Genomic DNA, 21,577 nt, shown 5'->3' on the forward strand with positions numbered 1-21,577 from the left:
AGCCTCGCGGCGGCCGATTCCCCAATGGCCCGGCGCGCGGGAGCGAACCGGCCCCGCCGTTGACCGACCCGGCGGGACGTCCTATCGGAGCGCGCCTGAGCGGGAGATGCAAGCGGTGGCCGAGAAAACCAGCGACGTGGTGGATGCACCGATGCGGGCGACGCGGGTCATGCCGGCGGACGCCGCCGGCATCGCCGAAGCCGCGCGCCTGCTTCGCAACGGCGGGCTGGTGGCACTGCCGACGGAGACCGTGTACGGCCTTGCCTGCGACGCGACGGATCCCCACGCTGTCGCCAACCTCTATGCCGCCAAAGGGCGACCGAGCTTCAACCCGCTGATCGCCCATGTGCCAGACCTTGCGGCGGCACGTCATGTCGGGCTCCTTACCTCCGCAGCGGAGACGCTCGCCCTCCATTTCTGGCCGGGCCCGCTGACGCTGGTCGTCCCGGCGCTGGAGGAGGCCACCTGCGCTCTCGCCCGCGCCGGCCTCGCCAGCGTCGCCTTGCGCGTGCCTGCGCACCCGGTCGCGCAGGCGGTGCTGGCGGCCGCCGGTCGCCCCATCGCCGCCCCCAGCGCCAACCGCTCCGGCCATGTGTCCCCCACCACGGCCGCGCATGTTTATGCCGATCTCAACGGACGCATCGATCTGATCCTCGACGCCAGCGGCTGCGCCGTCGGGGTGGAATCCACCATTCTCGACTGCACCGGGGAGAGACCCGTGATGCTGCGGCCCGGCGGCCTGCCGCGCGAGGCGATTGAAGCGGTGCTTGCCGGCCCCCTCACCGAGCGTGCCGCCGAGGCTGCGGCCAATGACGATGCTCCGCTTGCCCCCGGCATGCTGGCCTCGCATTACGCCCCTTCCGTACCGGTGCGGCTGGGCGCGCAGGAGGTGCTGCCGGGCGAAAACCTGCTCACTTTCGCCGGCGCGCGCCCCTCGGGTAGCGAGAGAGCGGCCTTGGTGCGCGATCTCAGCCCGGCCGGAGACCTCGTGGAGGCGGCGGCCAATCTCTTCGCCTTCATGCGCGATCTCGACCGTGTGGGCGCGCGCGGCATCGCCGTGGTGCCTCTGCCTCGCCACGGACTCGGCGAAGCGATCACCGACCGCCTGCGCCGCGCGGCCGCACCACGCCACCGCTGACTGCCACACGCCTGCGTTTGCCAAGCGCCATTAACGGTCGGGCAAGGTTAATGCGCGACAACTAAGTGGCCGGACGCACCCGCCCTTGCCTGTGGCAAAGCGGGCACGCGGAGGCTTCCGACGGGTCGAGTGGCGTTAAGGCGGCGGGCGGACATGCGATTTTCAGCGCGCGTTCACAGGATGGGAGTTACCGGTGCATGGGCGCTGGCTCTCTTCGTCGGGGGCGCGACGGGCATTGGCCACCAAGACATATTAAGCCGACTAACTCATCAGCCCGGCGTTGCCGAACGCGCCCGTATTTCGGTCCTCGGCGAGCCCGTCCGGCTGCTGAAGGCCTCGACCTTTGCCTGGCCCAGCCGCGCTGCCTTGCTGGCCCCCACCGAAATCGCCTCACCGCCGCTGGCGTCCCTGGCCATCGACATTAATCGCGCCGGTAAGACCGACCGACTGGCGCTCACGCCGATGGCGCCGCTCGATGTTGATCCGCTCGCAGTCTCCGGCGTGGCGACGCCGGCGAGTCTCGCCGGAGCGGGCACCGCGACACCCTCCGAGGGCGCCGGCTTCACCGCCACCGGTACCAGCATCGGTACGGAGCCAGCCGGATTTGCCGGCACCGGCACCGATCCGCTCGACGCGGAAGACGCTGGCACGCTGGCGGCAGCCGATGACGAGGAATTCTACGCCGTACCGGCCGGCGACCCCACGGGCGATCCCGCCCAGCTGGAACAGGACGCCGCGGTCCTCAGCGCCGCGGACGACGCAACAGTGTCGCTGCCCTCTGACGGTGCGGTCGCCGCTGCGCTCGACGGTCCTGCGCCCGCTTCATCTTCGGCCGATGAGACCGATCCGGCGCTGCCGCTCTATCGCCAAAGGGCCTTCATCTTCGGCCTCATGGAGAATGCCCTGCCGCCGCAGCCTTTCCTGCACATGACCGCACTGCCCGGCGGGGATGCCGGCACAACCGAGGCGCAGAAGGCGGAGGACAACCTTTCGCGCAGCATGCTCGGACCGACTCCGGCCGAACGGCTCGGCCTCGCTGGCAAACGCCGCGTGCGGGCGGAGAAATGTCTGGCCGAAGCGGTCTATTTTGAGAGTCGGGGCGAGCCCTATCGCGGTCAGGTGGCGGTGGCGCAGGTGGTGATGAACCGCGTCTTTTCCGGCTATTATCCCGCCGACATCTGCCGGGCCGTCTACCAGAACGCCCATCGTCGCTTCGCCTGCCAGTTCACCTTCGCCTGCGATAATGTTCGAGACGTGGTCACGGAGCCGGCGCTTTGGGACCAGGCGAAAGAAATCGCCAGCGACATGCTGGACGGACGGGTGTGGGATGAAAAGGTGGGCCGCGCCACGCATTACCATGCGCGCTCGGTGCGGCCGAACTGGATCCGCGAAATGCGCAAGCTTGATCGCATTGGCGAGCACACCTTCTACCGCCCCCGGCGGTGGACCAGCTGAGTCGCCACTCTGCGCGGAAGTCAGCCTGGGGGAAGCCTCGCCGCGCATCTTGGCCGCTACGGCGGCGCGACCTGACGAGTTGGGATCGGCACCGCCGTTCGCGCCAACCCTCAGTCGCGCCGCCTCCAGCAGGGCCGGCGTCAAGGACGCCATGCCATGTGCCAAGAATGCCTGACCCGAACCACCCTCTCGCGCCGGACACTCCTGCGTGGCGCGACCTCCGTCGCTCTCTCCGCCAGTGCCTTGTCTTGGGCCGGCCAAGCCGCCGCCACGACCAACACCTCGCCTGCACCATCGCCCGATCAGGTGATGAAAGATCTGGCGGCCGGCAATGCCCGCCATGTGCGCGGCGTGCAGACCTGCACGGATTTTCTCGCCAACCGCGCGGCACTGGCCAAGGGCCAGCACCCGGTCGCTATCGTGCTCGCCTGTGCCGATTCGCGCGTCGCCCCGGAATATGTGTTCGACCAGGCACCGGGTCGCCTGTTCATCATCCGCGTCGCCGGCAATTTCGTCGATGAGGAGGGCCTCGCCAGCATGGAGTACGCGGTCGAGCATCTCGGCGTGCCGGTCATCGTCGTGCTCGGCCACTCGAGCTGCGGAGCCCTCACCGCGGCAGTTGCCGTCGAGCAGAAGCACGAGACCCTTCCCGGTCATCTGCCGACGCTGATCGAGCATCTGAGCGTGCCGGTCCGCACCGCCCTTGCCGCGGCTCCTGCCGACCCCGTGGCCGCCGCCATACGGCAGAACGTCGTCTATTCAATGGAGCGGCTGGCGAAGGAGCGCTCGTTGGTTTCCAGCGCCGTGTCGGAAGGCAAGGTGCGAATAGCGGGTGGCGTTTACGATCTGGCTACGGGCGACGTCACCTTTATGGGCAGCTGACATGCGAGGCGGCGCCGTCCCAGCGGCAGCGCCGCCCGCCACGCCGATCATTCACCGCAGGTGGCGCATTGCGCGATAACAGCCTGACCGAGACGCCGCGCCAGCAGCGCCGCCTCTTCGCGGGTCTCGACGGCGTGCCAGCGTGCATTGGGATCCGGCGCGCTAGCCTTTAGGCCGCGCCCATTATTGCACATACAGCAGTTCCGGCGATGGACACGGACGTAACTGTGTGTCCGGTTTTCATAGACCCAAAAATCGGCCATCCCTTAATCCAGCACCCATTCTTAGTGGCAATATAGCACCACTCTTGCGACAAGAAAAAGCCCGGCGCGAAGCCGGGCTTTCACTATTCAACAGTCTCGAAGGCTCAGTTGAGCTTCGACTTTACCTCGGCCACCGCCGCATCGAGAACACGGTCGGCGGCGTTGCCGGTGAGCTGCGCGGCCAGAAGGATCTCAGAAGCCTTCACAGCCGCATCGGCGGCAGCCGCCTTCACTTCGGCAAGGGCCTGCGCCTCGGCCTGAGCGATCTTCTGCTCGGCCATCTTAGTGCGGCGCAGGATCAGATCCTCAAGCTTCTGCTTGGCCTCCGAAGCGAGACGCTCGGCCTCGGCCTTGGCCGTGGTGACGATCGCCTCGGCCTCTTCCTCGGCCTCGCGCTGGCGGCGCTTATACTCGGCGACGAGCTTCTGCGCCTCTTCCTTCAGCCGGCGCGCCTCTTCGAGCTCATGGCGGATGCGATCGCCGCGAGAATCGAGCTTGGCGGCAATGCCGGAGAAGGCCCCTGCCCGGGCGACCAGGAGGAAGAAGATGACGAAGGCGACGGCGACCCAGAAAGTATCGCTACCCATGGTGCGCTCCTCAGCCCTTTATGGCGGTGTCGACCGCCTCCTCGACCGCGCTCGGCGCGGGCGTGGTGCCGATCAGCGTGTTGACGATGGCGCCGGCCGCGTCGACCGCGATGCCGCGGACATTGGCCATGGCCGAGGTCTTGGTGGCGGCGATCTGCACTTCGGCAGCAGCGAGCTTAACGTTCAGCTCGGCTTCCAGCGCCTTGCGGCGCGCTTCGGCATCCGCCGCCAGCGTGTCGCGGGTCTCCGTGGCAATGCCGTGGGCCTTGTTGCGGGCGCTGGCCAGCGCCTTCTCATAGGCTTCGGCCGCCGCTTCGCTTTCCGCCTTCAGCTTGCCCGCTTCCTCGATATCGTCGGCGATGCGGTCATGCCGCTCTTCGAGGATCGTGGCGATGCGCGGCAGGGCGATGCGGCTCATCAGCAGGTAGAGCGCGGCGAACGCGATCACCAGCCAGAGGAGCTGCGAAGGAAAGGTATGAACGTCGAAGGGAGGGAAGTTGCTACCGTGTGCTTCTGCTGCGGGCACGGCAATCTCCACACCACTCGCGGCCGGCAGGGTGCCGGGCGACGCCTGGGCGACAATGATAGCGGCCGGACCGTTGGGCTCGGACATGGGTTCAGACTTCCTCGATCAGGGCTGATGACGTCTCGTCCCGCCTGCGCGGAGCCCGCGGGGCCCGCGCAGGCGGGGGAGAGGCATCAGACCACGAAGAGGAGGACGAGGGCGACGACGAGCGAGAAGATGCCCAGACCTTCGGCGAGCGCCGCGCCGATGAAGGCGCGGGCGAACTGGCCGTCAGCCGCCGACGGGTTGCGCAGGGCGCCCGAGAGGAAATTGCCGAAAATGGTGCCGACGCCGATGGCGGCGAGACCCATGCCGAGCGTGGCGAGACCGGCGCCGAGGAACTTGGCGGCTTCCGCTTCCATGATCTTCTCCTGTTGGAATAGTCAGATTGGTTGAAAGGCTGGATGGGTGTCCCGCGACGCGCGGCTCAGTGACCGGGGTGCAGCGCGTCGTTGAGATAGATGCAGGTCAGCACCGCGAACACATAGGCCTGCAGGGCGGCGACCAGGAATTCGAGGGCCGTCAGCGCCACCACCATGAACAGCGGCAGCACGGCGCCAAACCAACCGACCACGCCGGAGGCCGTCATCATCACGATGAAGCCGGCGAACACCTTCATCGCGATGTGGCCGGCGAGCATGTTGGCGAAGAGACGCAGCGAAAGGCTGATAGGCCGGGAGAGGAAGGAAATGACCTCGATCACGACCATGAAGGGCAGCAGGAAAGCCGGCACGCCCGACGGCACGAAGAGGTGGAGGAAATGGGTGCCGTGGCGCACGAAGCCGTAGATGATGACCGTCAGGATGACGAGCAGCGCCAGCGCGGCGGTGACGATCAGATGGCTGGTGACGGTGAAGGAATAGGGGATCATACCGACCATGTTGGCGGTCAGCACGAAGATGAAGAGCGAGAAGACAAGGGGGAAGAACTTCATCCCCTCATTGCCGGCCGAGCCGCGCACGGTGGAGGCGACGAACTCGTAGGAGAGTTCCGCCATCGACTGCAGCCGGCCGGGAACCAGTGTGCGGCCGCGGGTGGCGAAGGTGAGGAAGAAGAATACCAGCGCCACGATGCCGAACATGAAGGCGGCGGAATTGGTAAAGGCGAGCTCGACGCCGCCAGGCTGCCCCAATTCCACGATCTTGTGGATCTGGAACTGATGGATCGGATCGATCACGTTGCCGCTGGCCATCGCCCGTCGCTGCCCTCAACACGCGGCGCCATCGGCGCCCGCCCCCATCTCAAGCACCGCCGAGGCGGCACCGTCTTGTTCTTTGGCACCCAGCACAGGCCGGCACCGAAATCTCTCAGTCGCCACCTTGCGGCGGACCCTTACGACCGAACTCTCCGGCCGCGCGCATCATGTTCACAATGCCCGCGCCGAAACCGAGCAGAATGAACACGATCATTCCCCACGGCGCGACGCCGAGAAAACGATCAATCGCCCAACCCAGACCGGCACCGACCAGCACACCCGCGACGAATTCGGCACCGAGCCGAAACGCCAGCGCCATGCCGGCCGAAGAGGATGTCCTGTCAGCGCCGGCAGAAGCCTTCTCTTCGGCTTGCCGCTCGGCCTGCACCTTGTCCAGCGCACTGCCCAGCCCGCGCAACCGGCCGGATAGCTCGGCGTCGGAAACATCCGGCCGCCTTGAGGGGTTATGGCCGTCCGTCTTGTCTCGGTCGTCCATTGATCCGCACTCAAGCCTGACCGGAGAAGGATTTCCCGACCCCGAAGACGGGCGCACCATAGTGTTCGCCCCTAGGGGTGTCAAGGATGTGATCGCATCTTTTAAGTCATTGCAAAACAATGACAAAAGCAAATTGTGGACGCTCTGTCGCAGGCGTTTCGATCGCTTCCCGCACCAAGGGAAGGGGGCAGCCATGTTTTTGGCATGCCAGCTGTGCATCCGAAAATACCCGTACCGTCGCGCCGCGTATGGCGCGATCAGCTCGCCTCGAGGAAGCGCTCTGCGGTCGCAAGGTCGACGGAGACCAGCTTGGAGACCCCGCGCTCGGCCATGGTGACGCCGAACAGCCGGTTCATCCGGCTCATGGTGATAGGGTTGTGGGTGATGGTGACGAAGCGCGTCTCGGTGAGACGGCGCATCTCGTCGAGCAAATTGCAGAAGCGCTCCACGTTGGAATCGTCCAGCGGCGCATCCACTTCGTCCAGCACGCAGATCGGCGCCGGATTGGTGAGGAACACGGCGAAGATCAGCGCCATGGCGGTCAGCGCCTGTTCGCCGCCAGACAGCAGCGAGAGCGATTGCGGCTTCTTGCCCGGCGGCTTGGCGATGATGTCGAGCCCGGCTTCCAGCGGATCGTCCGAATCGGTCAGCACCAATTGCGCCTCGCCGCCGCCGAAAAGCGTGGTGAAGAGCTGGCGGAAATGGCCGTCAACAACATTGAAGCTGGCCTGCAGCCGCTCGCGCGCCTCGCGGTTGAGACTGTAAATGCCCTGGCGCAACCTCTTGATCGCTTCGGTGAGGTCGTCACGCTCGCCGGTGAGGCCCTTTTGCTGGGTCTCGATCTCGGCAAGCTCCTCTTCGGCACGCAGATTCACCGCGCCGAGCCGCTCGCGGTCCGCCTTCAGCCGGCCAAGTTCGGCTTCCAGCTCCGCCAGCACCGGCATCGGGCTGTCCGGCGTAAAGCCGGCGATCTCGCGGGCGGTCTCCGGCGGGCCGTCGAGCGCCTCCGCCATCTCGCGCGCAAGCACCTCGCGACGCTGGCGCGCGGCTTCCACCCGGGCCTCGGCGCGGGCGCTTTCCTCACGCGCAGCGGCCAGCGCGTCGAGCGTGGCGCGGGCGAGCTTATCGCCCTCCACCTGCAACGATTCGGCGCTCGCCAGCCGGTCGGCCGCCTCGCGGCGCGCCGCCTCCGCGCGGGCGATCTCGTCGAGCAGAGCGCGCCGGCGAGCGGCGAAGCGCACGGGCGCGTCATCCAGTTCTTCGCGCTCATGGGCAGCTTCTGCGAGGCGCGCCTCGAGCGCGGCGACGCGCGCGCCCGTGCCGCCGGCCCGCGCCTCCCAGGAGGCGCGCTCCTGGGCGATGAGCGCGAGGCGCCGCAGGCGCTGGTCGCGCTCGCGCACCATCGCATCAGCGCGGACGCGGGTCTCCGCCAAAACGGCGCGGTCCTGGGCGACGCGGGCGCGAATTTCCGCCAATTGCGCTTCCCCCTGCGCCGGCGGCGGCTGGTCGGCCATGTCGGCGCGCGCTTCCTCCAGCGCGATTGCCGCGATTTCCCGTTCTTCCTGCAGACGCGCCAGATTGGCGCCGAGAGCGGCGAGGCGGGCGGATTGCTCGGCGGCAGCGCGTTCGGCACGGGCAAGCTCGTCCCGTGCCGCCTCCATCGCCCGCAGGCTGGCGCGGCGGGCTTCGCGGGCGGCATTCTCGCGGGCACCGGCGGCGCGCAGCGCAGCCTCCGCCGCCTCCAGGCCCCGGCGATGCCGTGTCACTTCAAGCCGGGCGCCTTCGAGCTGCGCTTCTATGTCGGCGAGGCGATTGCGCTCCGCTAGGCGCCGGGCCGCGGCGGTGGGCGCGTCGGCGGCGGCGACAAAACCATCCCAGCGCCACAGGTCGCCCTCGCGAGAGACGAGGCGTTGTCCGGCCTTAAGCTGGGCGGCGAGGCGCGGGCCGTCAATGCGATCAACGACGCCGATCTGGCTGAGCCGGCGGGCCAAAACCTTGGGCGCGACCACATGGGCGGCAAGTGGCTCAGTGCCCTCGGGCAGCGGTGCGTCGCCGAGAGGGGCGACCAGCGTCCAGTGCACCGGCGCTTCGCTGTCGGAGGGCGCATCGAGATCGTCGCCGAGCGCGGCGCCAAGCGCGGCCTCATAGCCGCGCGCCACCTCGATGAAGTCGAGCACCGGCGACCAGCGGCGCGGCGTGCCGACATCGAGCAGCTTGGCGAGGGTGCGCGCTTCCGTGTCGAGCCGTTGGGCCGCCCGTTCCGCCTCGGTCAACGGACGGCGGGCGTGGTCGAGCGCGGCGCGGGCCACCGCATGGGCGTTCTCGGCCTCCTGCGCCGCAGTCTCGGCCGCCGCGAAGGATTCCTGCGCCGCTTCGGCACGCTCACGACGCTCATCGAGACGAGCGGCATCCACATTCGATGCCAATTGGCTCCTCTGGCCCGCCAGCACGTCCACATCGCGATCGAGCCGCGACAGGCGCTCGCCCGCCTCGCGCAGCGCCCGTTCCATCGCCCCGCGCCTTGCGGTCGCCTCGGCATTGGCGGCGGTGGCATCGGCAAAGGCGCGCTCGGAGTCGGCGAGGCGCCCCACCGCCTCGCCATTGCGGGCCAGCGCCTCGTCTTCCAGCTGCGCCGCCTGTTCCTGGGCGATGGCGAGTTCCTCGGCCTCCTGGGTGAGGCGCTCCAGCATCTCGCCGGCGTCTTTCTCCAGCGCCCGCTCACGCTCCATATCACCGCCGAGCTGGGCAAGCCGGCGGTCAAGCTCCTCGCGGCGAGCCCCCGCGCGCGCCTCCTCGCGGTCCAATTCGCCGCGAGCGAGGGTCAGCCGCTGAAGCGCGGCGGCGGCGGCGGCATCGGCCTCGCGCAAAGCGGGAATACCGTGCGCGGCCACGGCGGCGGCGCGGGCGGCCTCGCCCTGCTGCAAGGTGCGGGCGGCAACCTCGCGCACGGCGAGATCAAGCGCCCGGCTCGCTTCCCCGAGCCCTGCCTCCGCCTCCAGCCAGCGCAGCCACAGCAGCGCGGCTTCGGCCTTGCGTATATCGGCGGAGAGCACCCGGTAGCGCGAGGCCTGCCGCGACTGGCGGCGCAGGGCGTCGAGCTGGCCGGAAATCTGGCCGATGACATCCTCAAGCCGCGTCAGGTTGGTTTCTGCCGCCCGCAGGCGCATTTCCGCCTCGTGCCGGCGCGCGTGCAGGCCGGCGACGCCGGCGGCTTCTTCCAGCAGGCGGCGCCGGGCGGTGGGCTTTGCGCCGACGATTTCGCCGATCTGCCCCTGCCGCACCATGGAAGGCGAACGCGAGCCGGACGAGGCGTCGGCGAACAGGATCTGCACGTCGCGGGCACGCGCCTCACGACCGTTGATCCGGTAGGAGGAACCCGCCTCGCGTTCGATGCGGCGGGAAATTTCCAGCATGTCCGCGTCGTTGAACACGGCCGGGGCCGAGCGGTCGCCATTATCGACCACCAGCACCACCTCCGCGGTGTTGCGCGCCGGACGGGTAGTGGAGCCGCCGAAGATGACGTCGTCCATCCCTTCGGCACGCATCGCCTTGTAGGAGCTCTCGCCCATCACCCAGCGCATGGCCTCGACGAGATTCGACTTGCCGCAGCCATTCGGGCCCACAATGCCGGTAAGGCCGGGCTCGATCAGCATTTCGGTCGGCTCGACAAAGGTCTTGAAGCCGGTAAGACGTAGGCGGGTGAATTTCATCGGTGTAGGGTGCCGCCCGACAGCTACAAGTTCAAGTGGCGGCGCGCACCCGATCCACGACATGTTGCGGTTTGAGTGCCATTCCGCGCCTCCGACCGGCGCGGCGTCGGCTGCGGTCAGGCCTCATCCCAGCCGAACCAGCGACGCAGGCGCGCATTGACCATCAACGCCGCCAGCGCGAAGGCGCAGCCGAGGGTTATATCGGCCACACGATCCCCCGCCGCGTGCATGGGTACATGCATCAATGTGCCCACCAGCTGCAGCAGCAGAATGATGAACGCCGCCATCGCCGCCATGCCGAGAGCGCCATGCACGCGCTGCCCCGGCCAGCGCACCAGCGCGGCGAGGGTCAGGCCGGCCATCAGCCCGGCGGGCGAGGTGACCAGCCCGCCATAGACAACCGCGGCCCCCGCGCCGAGCACCGTGCCCAGCACCAGATCGATCATCATGCGGCGGCTGAACTGGGTGTCGTCGCGCAGTACAATCACCACCGCGAACACCGCCCAGTGCGGATGCGGCAGACCGAGCAGCCGCCCCGTCATGAAGGCGAGCGCCACGGCCAGCGCGACGATGCCGGCGAAAAGCAGCCGCTCCTGCTGCGTGTCCCTGACATGGGCGAGGATCGCGGCCAGCGTCGGCGCGGTGGAGGGCCGCCACAGACCGGTCATCACGTCCCATCCCACCGAGACCAGCCACGCATAGAACGCGAACACGGCCACCACGCCGACATCGCCGGGCTGGAACGGTACGTCGAGCGCCGCAATCGCAGTGGCAAGGCAGAAGAACCGCGCCGCGAAAGCCGCGCTCGGATGCACCGCCTCCACCAGCGCATAGAGCGCGGCGGTGACCACCAAGGCGGTCGCCGTCAACCAGACATGGCCCGCGACGCCACTACCGAGCGTAGCGCCGGCGAGTATCACGGCCCCGGCCACGGCGAACAGCACGGCGCGGTGGCGGGCCGAGCCGCCCGTATCCAGCGTGAAGCCGAGAATGCAGGTGAGAAGCGCGTAGCCGACCCAGTAATTCTGGTGCAGCGCCAGCCCCGCCGCCATCGGCGCCATGACCGTGGCGGTGAAGCGCAGCGAACGGCCAGGCAGGCCATCGCCATGCCAGCGCAGCGGGGTCGCGCCGATGGGATGCGAGGCCGCCGCCGTGGATGCTCCGGCGCCCGGCTTCGATGAATGCACTTTTGGCGGCATCGCTTTACCCGGTCTTTACCCTGTCCGGCGGAGATTGTGGATACACGAGTTCCGTTGCGTCCTGTACGAGTAGGGTAGAGCGTTCATGAAGGTCGTTCGCAACGGGGAGGCCCAAAGGGCTCCCCGATCCGGCATTGCCCGTTCCGCTGGCCTGCCCTCCCAGTTGCCCCTCGACAGCATCATCCGCGGCGATTGCGTCGCCGCTTTGTCACGGCTTCCTGCCGCATCGGTCGATCTCGTCTTCGCCGATCCGCCCTATAATCTCCAGCTTCAGGGCGAGTTGAAGCGGCCCGACGACAGCCGGGTCGACGCGGTCGATGATGCCTGGGACAAGTTCGACAGTTTCGAGGCCTATGACGCCTTCACCCGCGCCTGGCTGCTGGCGGTGCGCCGGGTGCTCAAGCCCACCGGCACGCTGTGGGTGATCGGCTCCTATCACAATATCTTCCGCGTCGGCTCGCTGCTGCAGGACCTCGATTTCTGGATTCTCAACGACATCGTCTGGCGCAAGACCAACCCGATGCCGAATTTTCGCGGCCGGCGCTTCACGAATGCGCATGAGACGCTGATCTGGGCGGCGCGCGAGCCGGGCGCCAAGGGCTACACCTTCAATTACGAGGCGCTGAAGGCGGCCAATGAGGATGTGCAGATGCGCTCCGACTGGCTGTTCCCGATCTGCTCGGGCCATGAGCGGCTGAAGGATGAGACCGGCCACAAGGTTCATCCGACGCAGAAGCCGGAGGCGCTGCTCGCCCGCGTTATTCTCTCGGCATCCAAGCCCGGCGATGTGGTGCTCGATCCCTTCCTGGGCTCGGGCACGACGGCGGCGGTAGCCAAGCGGCTGGGCCGGCATTTTGTCGGAATCGAGCGCGATGCCACCTATGCCGACGCCGCGCAGGCGCGCATCGATGCGGTGGAGCCGCTCCCCGATCTCGCTCTGGTACCGGCACCGACGGCGCGCGAGGCGCCGCGTATCGCTTTCAACGCGCTCGTGGAACGGGGCCTGCTTGCGCCTGGCACGTTGCTTACCGATGCCAAGGCGAAGGTGCGCGCACTGGTACGCGCCGACGGTACGCTGTCGCTGGAGACAGCGCCGGGGCTGGGGCAGATCGGCTCCATCCACCGTGCGGGTGCGATCGCGCAGGGGATTGAGGCCTGCAATGGCTGGACCTACTGGCACATTGCCACCCGCGAAGGGCTGCGCCCCATCGATTCCCTGCGCGCGGTCGTCCGTTCGGAAATGGCGATGGCGGCGGAGTAAGCCGGCAAACCTCGTGTGTGGACGCGAAAAAGGCCGCCCCAACGGGGCGGCCTTGTCATTAGCGGAGGCGGCGGCTCAGAGGTTGCCGGCCTTCTTCACCGATTCCTTGATCTCGCCCTTGGCCTGCTGGGCTTCGCCCTTGAGCTCCTGCACCTTGCCTTCGGCCTGAAGACGCTCGGAGCCGGTGGCCTTGCCAACGCCCTGCTTGACGTTGCCAATAGCTTCGTTGCCCATGCCCTTGGCCTTGTCCATCGTGCTACCCATGGTCGTCATCTCCTGTTTTGATCCGCTCGTGCGGCTTGCAGGAACAACGATCCCGGTGCGCAAAGGTTCATTCACACAGACGTAATCCTGCACACAGACGTAATCCTAGCGCGCTGCGGGAGTGGGGGGTCCGGCATGGGCCAGAACCTTGCGCATGACCGACGGAAACGCCTCGGTATCGAAACCCTGCGGCGCAACCCAGCGATGGCCTGCCGGCGCGGGCTGGTTTGCCGGCAGTTCCGCCCGCCAGACCTGCAGTTGCAGCGCGAAATGGCTGAACACATGGGTGACGGTGGCGTTGAGCACCGTCCAGGACGCCGTGAGCGGAGCATGCGCGGCGGGATGGGCGACGCCGCCGGGCTCCCACGGCGTCGACGGCACCTCGCTCATTCCGCCGAGCAGACCCTTTGGCGGCCGCGAGCGCACCAGCACCGCGCCATCCGTCCGCACGGCGAGGAAGGCCACCCCCTGGCGGGTTGGCCGCATCGCCTTAGCGGCCTTGACGGGATAGCGCTCCGGCGCCCCGCTCGCGCGGGCGGCACAGGGTCCCTGCCATGGGCAGAGCGCGCAGGCCGGCTTTCGCGGCGTGCAGATCGTGGCGCCGAGATCCATCATCGCCTGGGCGAAATCGCCGTGGCGCGCTTTCGGTAGAAGGGTGAGCGCGAGCGCGCGCAGCCGGGCGCGCGCCTTGGGCAGCGACTCTTCCACCGCGAAGAGCCGGGAAACCACCCGCTCCCAATTGCCGTCGACCGGCGCAGCGCGGCGCTCGAAGGCGATGGCGGCAATCGCCGCCGCCGTGTAGGGGCCGATGCCCGGCAACTCCAGGAGCGCCGCCTCCTCCGACGGGAACTCTCCGCCATGGTCCTCCACGACCGCCTTGGCGCAGGCATGGAGGTTGCGGGCTCGGGCGTAATAGCCGAGCCCCGCCCAGGCCGAGAGCACCTCCTCCAGTGGCGCCGCCGCCAGCGCGGCGACCGTGGGCCAGCGGCGCAGGAAGTTCTCGTAATAGGGCGCGACCGTCACGACCGTCGTCTGCTGCAGCATGATTTCGGAGAGAAACACCCGGTAGGGGTCCTGCCGCCTTCCCGGCGCCGCGCGCCAGGGAAGGCGCCGGCGATGCCGGTCATACCAGGCGAGCAGCGCGCCCGGATCGGGAGCGGCAAGGGCAGCGGCGGACGCGGCGGAGGGGGCGACTGGATTGGCGGCGGCTTGCATGCGATCCTCAGGCACAACGCCCGCACCGTGGCCGCTTCGTTCGCGCCGGGCAAGTCGTGAGTTGACATGGCCCCGCGCTCCCACACCCGCCCACTTGCCGACTTGATTGACGGTGCCATTGCCGAATGCTGCCGCCGGCGTGGCCTCGCCTCGGTGGAGATCGTGACCCGTTGGGCCGATATTGTTGGCGACGCGCTGGCGGCACGGGCGGTGCCGATCAAGCTCGCCTGGCCATCACGACCGGACAGCGGCGAGCCCGGCGTGCTGCATGTGCGCGTGGAGGGCGGCTTCGCCATCGAATTGCAGCACGACGCGCCGATCGTCATCGACAGGGTCAACCGCTATTTCGGCTGGCGCTGCATCGGCCGGCTGGCACTGAAGCAGGGTCCGGTGCCGCGCCCACGTCCGCGCTTTCGCTTCCAAGAACCGGACGCGGCCGAATGCGGTGCCGCCCGGCAGCGAATCGCCGCAACCGCCGGCAGTTTCGAGGACGACGCGCTCGCCACCGCCCTCGCCCGGCTCGGCGCGCTGGTGACCCGGGAGAAGCGGGGCAAGGGACGAGGCTTCACGCAGCGGTGAGGCGTGCGCCGATAGCCCCCCGTTGCCATGACGCCGCCCGGGCTGTACGCGCTAGTAAGGGGCGCAAGGCGCGGACCTAGGCTTAGGCATTCCGGCCGGTAGACATGTCCGGCCGCTTCTGGAGACCGACAATGATCGACCGCCGTCGCTTCCTCGAAGGTGTTGGCACCCTCGCCCTCTCCCTTGCCGCCTTCGGTACGCTCGCCGGAAGCTTGATCGGGCGCGCCGAAGCGCAGACGGTCGACACGGCCAAGCTGATGGCGCCCGGGGCGCTGCCCGACCAGGTGCTGGGCAAGGCCGACGCGCCGGTGACCATCGTCGAATATGCCTCGATGACCTGTGGTCATTGCGCGCATTTCCATGAGACGACCTATCCGGTGCTCAAGGAGAAATACATCGACACCGGCAAGGTGCGCTTCATCCTGCGCGAATTCCCGCTCGACATCGTCGCCAAGGCCGCGTTCATGCTGGCGCGCTGCGGCGGCGAGGGTAAATATTACCCGATGACCGACACGCTGTTCGAGACCCAGAAGAACTGGGCATTCTCGAACAATCCGGCGCAGGCACTGCTCGCCATCGCCAAGCAGAGCGGCATGACGGAAGAACAGTTCAACACCTGCCTCAACGACACCAAGCTGGCCGGCCAGATCGACGAAGTCGCCAAGCGCGGTGCCGAGCTCGGCATCGATTCGACCCCCACCTTCTTCATCAACGGCAAGAAGGTGTCGGGCGCGATGAGCCCGGAGCAGCTCGACAAGGAACTCGCCCCGCTGCTCGGCGGCAACTGAGCCTCACGGGCGGTAGCCTGCCCAGCCCTTTCCCGGCTTGGCCGCCGGATCGACGCTCCGGCCGCACGCGTCGATCCGGACCCGACACGTGCGCACTGCCGGCTCAGTCCGGCAGAACGATGCGGCCCGCCGCATCGAAGGGAAAGCCGGGATTGTGGGCGATCTCCCAGGGGTGGCCGTCGGGATCGGCGACATAGCCGGAATAGCCACCCCAGAAGGTCGGCTGTGCCGGACGCAGCGGCCGCCCGCCTGCCGCCACGGCGCGGATCAGCGTCGTGTCCACCTCCGAACGGCTCGCCCGATTGCAGGCGAGCGCGATGCCGCCGAACGCCCCCGGGCGCCCGGCGATTACCCCAGCATCGGCGGCGAGCTCGACGCGGGGATAGAGCGACAACACCACGCCGCCGGCCTCGAAAAAGGCCGCGCCGGTGGCCTCCTTCACCCGTCGCACAAGGCCCAGCGCCTCATAGAAGGTGACCGCGCGCTTCAGATCCGCGACACCCAGTGTCACCAGCGAGAGCTGCAGCGGCGGCATGGCGCGCGCCGTGCCTTTCGGCTCGGACACCGGAGCGCTGTCGACCGCCGCAGGCGCGCCCCTCACGTCCGACCTCATCCCCGTGTTCCCGCTCATGCACCTTCTCCGAACAGTGACAATTGCTCGCCCTTCTGCGGCGGGCGGGTGAAATGACGGGTCGAGAGGCGTGTCGGGCGACGGTTCAGACCCAGCCTCTCCACCGCGATCTCGAAGCGGCGGGCCAGCGTCCAGGCATAGGGGCCGGTACCGGTCATGCGCTGGCCGAAGGTGGAATCATATTCCCGCCCGCCATGCAGTTCCTTCAGCAGCGACAGCACATGGCGATAGCGGTCGGGGAAATGGGTGAGCAGCCATTCGCGGAACAGGTCGCGAATCTCCAGCGGCACACGCAGCATGACATAGCCGGCTTCCGACGCGCCGGCCGCCGCCGCCGCGTCGAGAATGCGCTCCATCTCGGCATCGGTGACGGCAGGTATCACCGGCGCCACCAGCACGGCGGTCGGCACGCCGGCGTCGGAAAGCCGGCGCAGCGTGTCCAGACGCCGTGACGGCGTCGCCGCGCGCGGCTCCATCAGCCGCGCCAACTTGGCGTCGAGCGTGGTGATGGAGAGCGCCACCTTCGCCAGCCCCTTCTCCGCCATCGGCCCCAGAATATCGAGATCGCGCACCACCAGCGCCGATTTGGTGACGATGCCGACGGGATGGCCGAAATCGCGCAGCACTTCGAGAATACGGCGGGTCAACCGCCACTCGCGCTCGATCGGCTGGTAGCCGTCGGTGTTGATGCCGAGCGCGATGGTGCGCGGCTCATAGCCGGGCTTCGCCAGTTCCTTGGCCAGAAGCTCCGGCGCGTCGGGCTTGGCGAACAGCTTTGTCTCGAAGTCGAGCCCGGCGGACAGGCCCTGATAGGCGTGGGTCGGCCGGGCGAAACAATAGACACAGCCATGTTCGCAACCGCGATAAGGGTTGATCGAGCGATCGAACCCGACATCTGGCGAATCGTTGCGGTTGATGATGGTGCGCGGCTTCTCCACCGTCACGCTGGTGCGGAAGGCCGGCAGGTCGTCCAACTCCTGCCAGCCATCGTCGAAGCGCTGGCGACTGTGCGGCTCAAAGCGCCCGGCCGGATTGGAGAGTGCCCCCCGCCCGCGCCGTCGCTCGCCCTCCACCAGCCAGTCCGGCATTGGCGGGGGGGCCACGGCGTCCATGTCGGACAGGCCGGTGAGGTCGCGCGCCGCCTCCGCCCGCTCCTGAGCGCGAGCATCGCGACGCTGCTGCGCCAAGCGCCCCAGATGGCGCGGAGTGGCGGGCGGTGCGGTCGGGGCAGAAGAGCGATCGGGGACGGAGCGTTGCATGTCGGGGCCTCTCGCGGAGACTGTTCTTTACGCCAGCACCTAGAACATATCAAGAACATTGACCGAATTGCGACCGCCGGACTGTACGGGCGCCGAACCGTGGGATAGGCAGGAAGAGCTATTCCCTCAGGCTCGGGACGCCTTCCCGGCCGTTCTCCAGACCCGGATCCTTCAAGGGTGGCCACGGCGTGATCTCGGTCGTCATTCCCACAAGTGCGGGCGCCAAGCGGCTGATTCCCACCCTTTCCTCGCTGGTGCCAGGCGCGGCCGCGGGGCTGGTGCGCGAGGTGCTGCTGGTCGATTCGGGCAATGCGCCGGATGTGGCGGAAATCGCCGACGCCGCCGGCTGCGAATATCTCGCCGGCCCGGCCGACACCGGCGCAAGGCTGCGCCAAGGCGCGGCGGCCGCGCGGGCCTCCTGGCTGCTGTTTCTCGAACCGAGCGGCCTGTTGCAGGAAGGTTGGGCGCGCGAGGTGCGCAACTTCACCGACCAGATCGAGCGCACCGGCGCTGCAGAGAGGCGGGCGGCCACCTTCCGGCTGGCGCTGGACGGTTTCGGCGTCTCGCCACGGGTGAGGGAGGCGGCGGCCATGCTGCGCCACGCGCTCACCGGGCGCCCACGCCCGGAACAGGGTTTGCTGCTGCACCGCCGTCTCTACGAGACCCTGGGCGGGCACACGCCGGGACCCAACGCCAATCGCCGTCTGCTTTCCCGGGTGGGCCGCAAGCGGCTGGTGCTGCTGCGCTCGCAGATCCTGCTGCCGGAAGAAGGCTGAAAACTCAGCCCGTCGGACCTACTGGGGCGCGCAGCTTGCCGCGCTTCAAATGTTCATCGAGACGCGGGAGAATCTCGACGAAGTTGCAGGGCTTGTGTCGGATGTCGAGCTGGTGGACCAGAATCTCGTCCCAGCCATCGCGGCACGCGCCAGGGGAGCCCGGCAGGCAGAACACATAGGTGGAATTGGCGACACCGGCGGTGGCGCGGCTCTGCAGGGTGGAGGTGCCGATCTTGCTGAAGGAGACCATGTGGAACACGGTCGAGAAGCCTTCCATCCGCTTCTCGAACAGGGGCTCCACCGCTTCCGGCGTCACGTCGCGGCCCGTGAAGCCGGTGCCGCCGGTGGTGATGACGACATCGATGGCGGGATCGGCAATCCAGCCTGCCACCTTCGCGCGGATCGTCTCCACATCGTCCGGCACGATGGCGCGGTCGGCGAGGCGGTGGCCGGCCGTCTCCACCCGCTCGACAAGGGTGTTGCCGGAGCGGTCCTCGGCCAGCGTGCGGGTGTCGGAAATGGTGAGCACCGCGATGGCAAGCGGCACGAACGGCGTCTGGTCGGTCATCGTCTCTCTCAGATCGAGCCCTTGAAGGTGTTGCACTGGGCCAGCGAGCCTTTGGCGAGGCCCTGCCGAAACCATTTCACCCGCTGGGCGGAGGTGCCATGGGTGAAGCTGTCGGGCACGACATAGCCCTGCGCCTGCTTCTGCAGCCGGTCGTCGCCAATGGCGGCGGCGGCGTTCATCGCTTCTTCGATATCGCCGTCTTCCAGAATGCGCCACTGCGCATCGGCATGGTGCGCCCACACGCCGGCGAGACAATCGGCCATCAGTTCGACCCGGACGGACAGGGCATTGGCCTCCGACCGCGAGGCCTGGCGCTGGCGGGCCTGCACTTTTTCCAAGAGACCGATCTGGTTCTCAACGTGATGACCGACCTCATGGGCGATGACATAGGCAGCGGCGAAATCGCCCGGCGCGTTGAAGCGCCGCTTCAGATCCTTGAAGAAGGAGGTGTCGAGATAGACCTTCTGGTCGCGCGGGCAATAAAACGGGCCTACGGCGGCATCTGCGGCGCCGCAGGCCGAACGGGTGGCGCCGGTGAACAGCACCATGCCGGGCTCGCGATAGGTCGCCCCCTCGCCCTTGAAGATCGGTTTCCACACATCCTCGGTCTGTGCGAGCACCACGGCGGCGAAATCGCCGAGCTTCTGGTCCTCGGCGCTGAGGTTGCGCGGGGGCGCGCTCTGGCGCTGCGGGGAGGTCTGGCTGGACGGACTGCCGTCGCCGAGCAGAATCTCGGCGCCACCGATCAGCACGGCCGGGTTGATGCCGGTGGCCCAGGCGATGAGGCCGACAATGATCAGCCCGCCAATGCCGAGCCCGCCACGGCCCATGCCGCCGCCGCCACCAAAACCTCCGCCGCGCCGGTCCTCGACATTGCCGCTCCGGCGGAAATCCTCCCAACGCATCCTCACCTCCCGCACGGCAGCGCCACAGCACGAGTGTGAAACACCTGTGCCGTGGCAGCAATGCGCCGGGAGGCATCCGGTTCCGCCGGATGTGGGACCGTCAGGCAGCCGTTCGCGCCGGAGCCCGCAGAAAGTCGCGGGCAAGCGTCAAGTCAGCCTGAGAGAGCCCGTGCCCGGCCGGGAGGGTGCGGTGGTCGAGCGCCGCGCCCGCCGCGCGCAGCTGGCCGGCGAGGCGGGCAGCGTTCTCTTCCGGCACGATCGGGTCCATCGCCCCGGAGAGCAGGAGCACGGGCCGACCGGCGAGATCGGCCGGCGGCGGCACGGCCAGGGGTACCATGGCGCGCATCAACACGGCCCCCGCCAGCACTTCCGGCTGGGTCAGCAGCAGCGCGGCGGCGATGTTGGCGCCGTTGGAAAAGCCGACCGCGACAGGCGCGGCGAGCCCATAGGCGGCGCGCGCTTCCGCGATGAAGCCGGCGAGTTCGGCGGCGCGGGCGCGCACATCGTCCTCGTCGAACACCCCCTCGCGCAGGCGACGGAAGAAGCGCGGCATGCCGCCTTCCAGCACCTTGCCGCGCGGAGACAGCAAGGCGGCACCCGGCGCGATCATGCCACCGAGAGAGACAAGGTCGTTCTCGTCGCCGCCGGTCCCGTGGAGCAGCAGAAGCGGGGCGACACCCGCCTCGCGGGCGGGCTCATAACGATGCACGAAGGAAAGCGCGGCGTCGGTCATGACGGCCTCCTCGTCAGGGATGGAAGGGGGGCGCCGCCCAGCGGGGCGGCGCCGCGTCGTTCAGGCGATCTCGGGCAGTACGGCCTCGATCTGGCTGCGGCGGCTCTCAAGGAAGCCGGGCAGCTTCAGCGCCTCGCCCAGGCTCGCCGCCGGCTCATCGGCAGCGAAGCCGGGGATGTCGGTAGCGATCTCGAACAGGACATGGCCGGGCTCGCGGAAATAGACGGACCGGAAATAGTTCCGGTCCTTCTGCTCCGTGGTGGCGATGCCATGGTTCTCGTTCAGCTTCTTCACCATGGCGAACTCGGCCGCGTCGTCCGCGGCGCGGAACGCGATATGGTGCACCGAGCCGCCGCCCATGCGGGCGGGCAGGAAGCCGCCGGCCTCATGGATATCGACAATGCCGCCGATCTCCGTGCCTTCGGCCTTGAAGCGCACCAGCGAGCCCTCGCGGCCGATCTCCGTGAAGCCGAACACGTCGGTGAGGATCGCCCCGGTGGGAGCCGCCTCGGCCAGCAGCAGATTCACGCTGTGAAAGCCGCGAAGGGCGTTCTCGGCGGGAACCTCGGTGCCCAGCCAGGCCGGCTCATTCTCGGCTCCGGCGACGCCGACCAGTGCCAGACGGGTGCCGTGCGGGTCCTTGAACGCCAGCACGGTCTCGCCGAAGCGCTTCACCGGCGCGCTGTGCGCCACGCCCTTCTCGACAAAGCGCTGCGTCCAGTAGCCGATGGAGCCGGCCGGCACGCGGAACGCAGTCTCCTGCGTCTCGCCGATGCCGATGCGCCCCGGCGCAACGTGATCCCAGGGGAAGAAGGTGAGGATGGTGCCGGGCGAGCCGGCCTCGTCACCATAATAGAAGTGATAGGTGCCGGGATCGTCGAAATTGACGGTCTTCTTCACCAGCCGAAGGCCAAGTGTCTTCGTGTAGAATTCAACGTTGCGGCGCGCATTGCCGGCGATCGCCGTCACATGATGGATGCCATTGCGGTTCATGATCTTGCCCTCCTGTGAGCGCCAACCGCGCTCCGTTGCGACAAGAGATAACCCGGCACCCGCGCAATGCCAGACCTTATCAATTGCGTTGACGCAATCTCATCTGTGCTGCTAT

General features: G+C 68.2%; 22 protein-coding genes. 7 read left to right on the forward strand and 15 right to left on the reverse strand.

Annotated features, from left to right (window positions below):
- Nucleotides 1–151 precede the first annotated feature (151 nt).
- The 3 genes from ACP2AH_RS16470 to ACP2AH_RS16480 all read left to right on the forward strand — a co-directional run bounded on the left by ACP2AH_RS16470 (nucleotide 152) and on the right by ACP2AH_RS16480 (nucleotide 3,475).
- Nucleotides 152–1,138, forward strand: coding sequence for an L-threonylcarbamoyladenylate synthase (locus tag ACP2AH_RS16470; protein WP_425107054.1), 987 nt, complete (start codon nucleotides 152–154; stop codon nucleotides 1,136–1,138).
- A 366-nt stretch (nucleotides 1,139–1,504) separates the two neighbouring features.
- Complete coding sequence (locus ACP2AH_RS16475; RefSeq protein WP_425106788.1) at nucleotides 1,505–2,593, forward strand: cell wall hydrolase; 1,089 nt, start codon at nucleotides 1,505–1,507, stop codon at nucleotides 2,591–2,593.
- Nucleotides 2,594–2,902: 309 nt separating this feature from the next.
- The gene (locus ACP2AH_RS16480; protein WP_425106789.1) at nucleotides 2,903–3,475 is read left to right on the forward strand and encodes a carbonic anhydrase; all 573 of its coding nucleotides are present in this window, start codon (nucleotides 2,903–2,905) and stop codon (nucleotides 3,473–3,475) included.
- Nucleotides 3,476–3,842: 367 nt separating this feature from the next.
- On the opposite strand, the gene ACP2AH_RS16485 is transcribed toward ACP2AH_RS16480, so the two are convergent.
- The 7 genes from ACP2AH_RS16485 to ACP2AH_RS16515 all read right to left on the reverse strand — a co-directional run bounded on the left by ACP2AH_RS16485 (nucleotide 3,843) and on the right by ACP2AH_RS16515 (nucleotide 11,478).
- Complete coding sequence (locus ACP2AH_RS16485; protein ID WP_425106790.1) at nucleotides 3,843–4,325, reverse strand: ATP F0F1 synthase subunit B; 483 nt, start codon at nucleotides 4,323–4,325, stop codon at nucleotides 3,843–3,845.
- A gap of 10 nt (nucleotides 4,326–4,335) precedes the next feature.
- On the reverse strand, nucleotides 4,336–4,938 hold the full coding sequence (locus ACP2AH_RS16490; protein ID WP_244379279.1) for a F0F1 ATP synthase subunit B: 603 nt from the start codon (nucleotides 4,936–4,938) through the stop codon (nucleotides 4,336–4,338).
- A gap of 86 nt (nucleotides 4,939–5,024) precedes the next feature.
- Complete coding sequence (locus ACP2AH_RS16495; RefSeq protein ID WP_131833791.1) at nucleotides 5,025–5,252, reverse strand: F0F1 ATP synthase subunit C; 228 nt, start codon at nucleotides 5,250–5,252, stop codon at nucleotides 5,025–5,027.
- 65 nt (nucleotides 5,253–5,317) lie between these two features.
- A complete protein-coding gene (locus tag ACP2AH_RS16500; protein WP_425107055.1) occupies nucleotides 5,318–6,067 on the reverse strand; it encodes a F0F1 ATP synthase subunit A in 750 nt (249 codons plus the stop codon).
- A 130-nt stretch (nucleotides 6,068–6,197) separates the two neighbouring features.
- On the reverse strand, nucleotides 6,198–6,581 hold the full coding sequence (locus ACP2AH_RS16505) for an AtpZ/AtpI family protein (RefSeq protein WP_425106791.1): 384 nt from the start codon (nucleotides 6,579–6,581) through the stop codon (nucleotides 6,198–6,200).
- Nucleotides 6,582–6,838: 257 nt separating this feature from the next.
- A complete protein-coding gene (gene smc, locus ACP2AH_RS16510) occupies nucleotides 6,839–10,291 on the reverse strand; it encodes a chromosome segregation protein SMC (protein ID WP_425106792.1) in 3,453 nt (1,150 codons plus the stop codon).
- A gap of 116 nt (nucleotides 10,292–10,407) precedes the next feature.
- On the reverse strand, nucleotides 10,408–11,478 hold the full coding sequence (locus ACP2AH_RS16515; protein WP_425106793.1) for an FUSC family protein: 1,071 nt from the start codon (nucleotides 11,476–11,478) through the stop codon (nucleotides 10,408–10,410).
- A gap of 97 nt (nucleotides 11,479–11,575) precedes the next feature.
- On the opposite strand from ACP2AH_RS16515, the gene ACP2AH_RS16520 reads away from it, so the two are divergent.
- The gene (locus ACP2AH_RS16520; RefSeq protein ID WP_425106794.1) at nucleotides 11,576–12,751 is read left to right on the forward strand and encodes a site-specific DNA-methyltransferase; all 1,176 of its coding nucleotides are present in this window, start codon (nucleotides 11,576–11,578) and stop codon (nucleotides 12,749–12,751) included.
- A gap of 75 nt (nucleotides 12,752–12,826) precedes the next feature.
- Here ACP2AH_RS16520 and ACP2AH_RS16525 read toward each other — a convergent pair whose 3' ends face one another.
- A complete protein-coding gene (locus tag ACP2AH_RS16525) occupies nucleotides 12,827–13,015 on the reverse strand; it encodes a CsbD family protein (RefSeq protein ID WP_425107056.1) in 189 nt (62 codons plus the stop codon).
- A 105-nt stretch (nucleotides 13,016–13,120) separates the two neighbouring features.
- On the reverse strand, nucleotides 13,121–14,230 hold the full coding sequence (gene mutY / locus ACP2AH_RS16530; protein WP_425106795.1) for an A/G-specific adenine glycosylase: 1,110 nt from the start codon (nucleotides 14,228–14,230) through the stop codon (nucleotides 13,121–13,123).
- Nucleotides 14,231–14,296: 66 nt separating this feature from the next.
- Between mutY and ACP2AH_RS16535 the strand changes: the two genes are divergently transcribed.
- Together ACP2AH_RS16535 and ACP2AH_RS16540 are read left to right on the forward strand one after the other, a co-directional pair.
- Complete coding sequence (locus tag ACP2AH_RS16535) at nucleotides 14,297–14,809, forward strand: DUF721 domain-containing protein (protein ID WP_425106796.1); 513 nt, start codon at nucleotides 14,297–14,299, stop codon at nucleotides 14,807–14,809.
- 131 nt (nucleotides 14,810–14,940) lie between these two features.
- Nucleotides 14,941–15,597, forward strand: coding sequence for a DsbA family protein (locus ACP2AH_RS16540; RefSeq protein WP_425106797.1), 657 nt, complete (start codon nucleotides 14,941–14,943; stop codon nucleotides 15,595–15,597).
- 103 nt (nucleotides 15,598–15,700) lie between these two features.
- Here the strand turns inward: ACP2AH_RS16540 and ACP2AH_RS16545 are convergent, their stop codons facing one another.
- Nucleotides 15,701–16,132, reverse strand: a complete 432-nt coding sequence (locus ACP2AH_RS16545) for a VOC family protein (protein ID WP_425107057.1) — start codon at nucleotides 16,130–16,132, stop codon at nucleotides 15,701–15,703.
- A 92-nt stretch (nucleotides 16,133–16,224) separates the two neighbouring features.
- Nucleotides 16,225–17,340 carry a PA0069 family radical SAM protein gene (locus ACP2AH_RS16550; RefSeq protein WP_425107058.1) on the reverse strand — a complete coding sequence of 372 codons (1,116 nt, stop codon included), beginning with the start codon at nucleotides 17,338–17,340 and terminating at the stop codon, nucleotides 16,225–16,227.
- Nucleotides 17,341–17,675: 335 nt separating this feature from the next.
- Here ACP2AH_RS16550 and ACP2AH_RS16555 point away from each other — a divergent pair, with 335 nt between their 5' ends.
- Nucleotides 17,676–18,263, forward strand: a complete 588-nt coding sequence (locus tag ACP2AH_RS16555) for a glycosyl transferase (RefSeq protein ID WP_425106798.1) — start codon at nucleotides 17,676–17,678, stop codon at nucleotides 18,261–18,263.
- A 4-nt stretch (nucleotides 18,264–18,267) separates the two neighbouring features.
- Here ACP2AH_RS16555 and moaB read toward each other — a convergent pair whose 3' ends face one another.
- The 4 genes from moaB to ACP2AH_RS16575 all read right to left on the reverse strand — a co-directional run bounded on the left by moaB (nucleotide 18,268) and on the right by ACP2AH_RS16575 (nucleotide 21,462).
- Entirely contained in the window at nucleotides 18,268–18,831 is a 564-nt protein-coding gene (gene moaB, locus ACP2AH_RS16560; protein ID WP_425106799.1) for a molybdenum cofactor biosynthesis protein B, read from the reverse strand.
- Nucleotides 18,832–18,839: 8 nt separating this feature from the next.
- Complete coding sequence (gene ypfJ, locus ACP2AH_RS16565; protein ID WP_425106800.1) at nucleotides 18,840–19,736, reverse strand: KPN_02809 family neutral zinc metallopeptidase; 897 nt, start codon at nucleotides 19,734–19,736, stop codon at nucleotides 18,840–18,842.
- Nucleotides 19,737–19,836: 100 nt separating this feature from the next.
- The gene (locus tag ACP2AH_RS16570) at nucleotides 19,837–20,469 is read right to left on the reverse strand and encodes an alpha/beta hydrolase (protein ID WP_425106801.1); all 633 of its coding nucleotides are present in this window, start codon (nucleotides 20,467–20,469) and stop codon (nucleotides 19,837–19,839) included.
- Between the two features lie 60 nt (nucleotides 20,470–20,529).
- Nucleotides 20,530–21,462: a ring-cleaving dioxygenase gene (locus ACP2AH_RS16575; protein WP_425106802.1), complete on the reverse strand. Its 933-nt coding sequence runs from the start codon at nucleotides 21,460–21,462 to the stop codon at nucleotides 20,530–20,532.
- Between the last annotated feature and the right edge of the window lie 115 nt (nucleotides 21,463–21,577).

Origin of the sequence: Ancylobacter sp. (assembly GCF_965249975.1) — a bacterium.
Classification (GTDB): Bacteria; Pseudomonadota; Alphaproteobacteria; order Rhizobiales; family Xanthobacteraceae; genus Ancylobacter.

What these genes read in the sequence shown, in the direction of transcription:
- ACP2AH_RS16470 (WP_425107054.1), top strand. Translation starts at nt 152, where the DNA reads ATGCGGGCGACGCGGGTCATGCCGGCGGACGCCGCCGGCATCGCCGAA.
- ACP2AH_RS16480 (WP_425106789.1), top strand. Translation starts at nt 2,903, where the DNA reads ATGAAAGATCTGGCGGCCGGCAATGCCCGCCATGTGCGCGGCGTGCAG.
- ACP2AH_RS16485 (WP_425106790.1), bottom strand. Translation starts at nt 4,325, where the DNA reads ATGGGTAGCGATACTTTCTGGGTCGCCGTCGCCTTCGTCATCTTCTTC.
- ACP2AH_RS16490 (WP_244379279.1), bottom strand. Translation starts at nt 4,938, where the DNA reads ATGTCCGAGCCCAACGGTCCGGCCGCTATCATTGTCGCCCAGGCGTCG.
- ACP2AH_RS16495 (WP_131833791.1), bottom strand. Translation starts at nt 5,252, where the DNA reads ATGGAAGCGGAAGCCGCCAAGTTCCTCGGCGCCGGTCTCGCCACGCTC.
- ACP2AH_RS16505 (WP_425106791.1), bottom strand. Translation starts at nt 6,581, where the DNA reads ATGGACGACCGAGACAAGACGGACGGCCATAACCCCTCAAGGCGGCCG.
- smc (WP_425106792.1), bottom strand. Translation starts at nt 10,291, where the DNA reads ATGAAATTCACCCGCCTACGTCTTACCGGCTTCAAGACCTTTGTCGAG.
- ACP2AH_RS16520 (WP_425106794.1), top strand. Translation starts at nt 11,576, where the DNA reads ATGAAGGTCGTTCGCAACGGGGAGGCCCAAAGGGCTCCCCGATCCGGC.
- ACP2AH_RS16525 (WP_425107056.1), bottom strand. Translation starts at nt 13,015, where the DNA reads ATGGGTAGCACGATGGACAAGGCCAAGGGCATGGGCAACGAAGCTATT.
- mutY (WP_425106795.1), bottom strand. Translation starts at nt 14,230, where the DNA reads ATGCAAGCCGCCGCCAATCCAGTCGCCCCCTCCGCCGCGTCCGCCGCT.
- ACP2AH_RS16535 (WP_425106796.1), top strand. Translation starts at nt 14,297, where the DNA reads ATGGCCCCGCGCTCCCACACCCGCCCACTTGCCGACTTGATTGACGGT.
- ACP2AH_RS16540 (WP_425106797.1), top strand. Translation starts at nt 14,941, where the DNA reads ATGATCGACCGCCGTCGCTTCCTCGAAGGTGTTGGCACCCTCGCCCTC.
- ACP2AH_RS16545 (WP_425107057.1), bottom strand. Translation starts at nt 16,132, where the DNA reads ATGCCGCCGCTGCAGCTCTCGCTGGTGACACTGGGTGTCGCGGATCTG.
- ACP2AH_RS16550 (WP_425107058.1), bottom strand. Translation starts at nt 17,340, where the DNA reads ATGGACGCCGTGGCCCCCCCGCCAATGCCGGACTGGCTGGTGGAGGGC.
- moaB (WP_425106799.1), bottom strand. Translation starts at nt 18,831, where the DNA reads ATGACCGACCAGACGCCGTTCGTGCCGCTTGCCATCGCGGTGCTCACC.
- ypfJ (WP_425106800.1), bottom strand. Translation starts at nt 19,736, where the DNA reads ATGCGTTGGGAGGATTTCCGCCGGAGCGGCAATGTCGAGGACCGGCGC.
- ACP2AH_RS16570 (WP_425106801.1), bottom strand. Translation starts at nt 20,469, where the DNA reads ATGACCGACGCCGCGCTTTCCTTCGTGCATCGTTATGAGCCCGCCCGC.
- ACP2AH_RS16575 (WP_425106802.1), bottom strand. Translation starts at nt 21,462, where the DNA reads ATGAACCGCAATGGCATCCATCATGTGACGGCGATCGCCGGCAATGCG.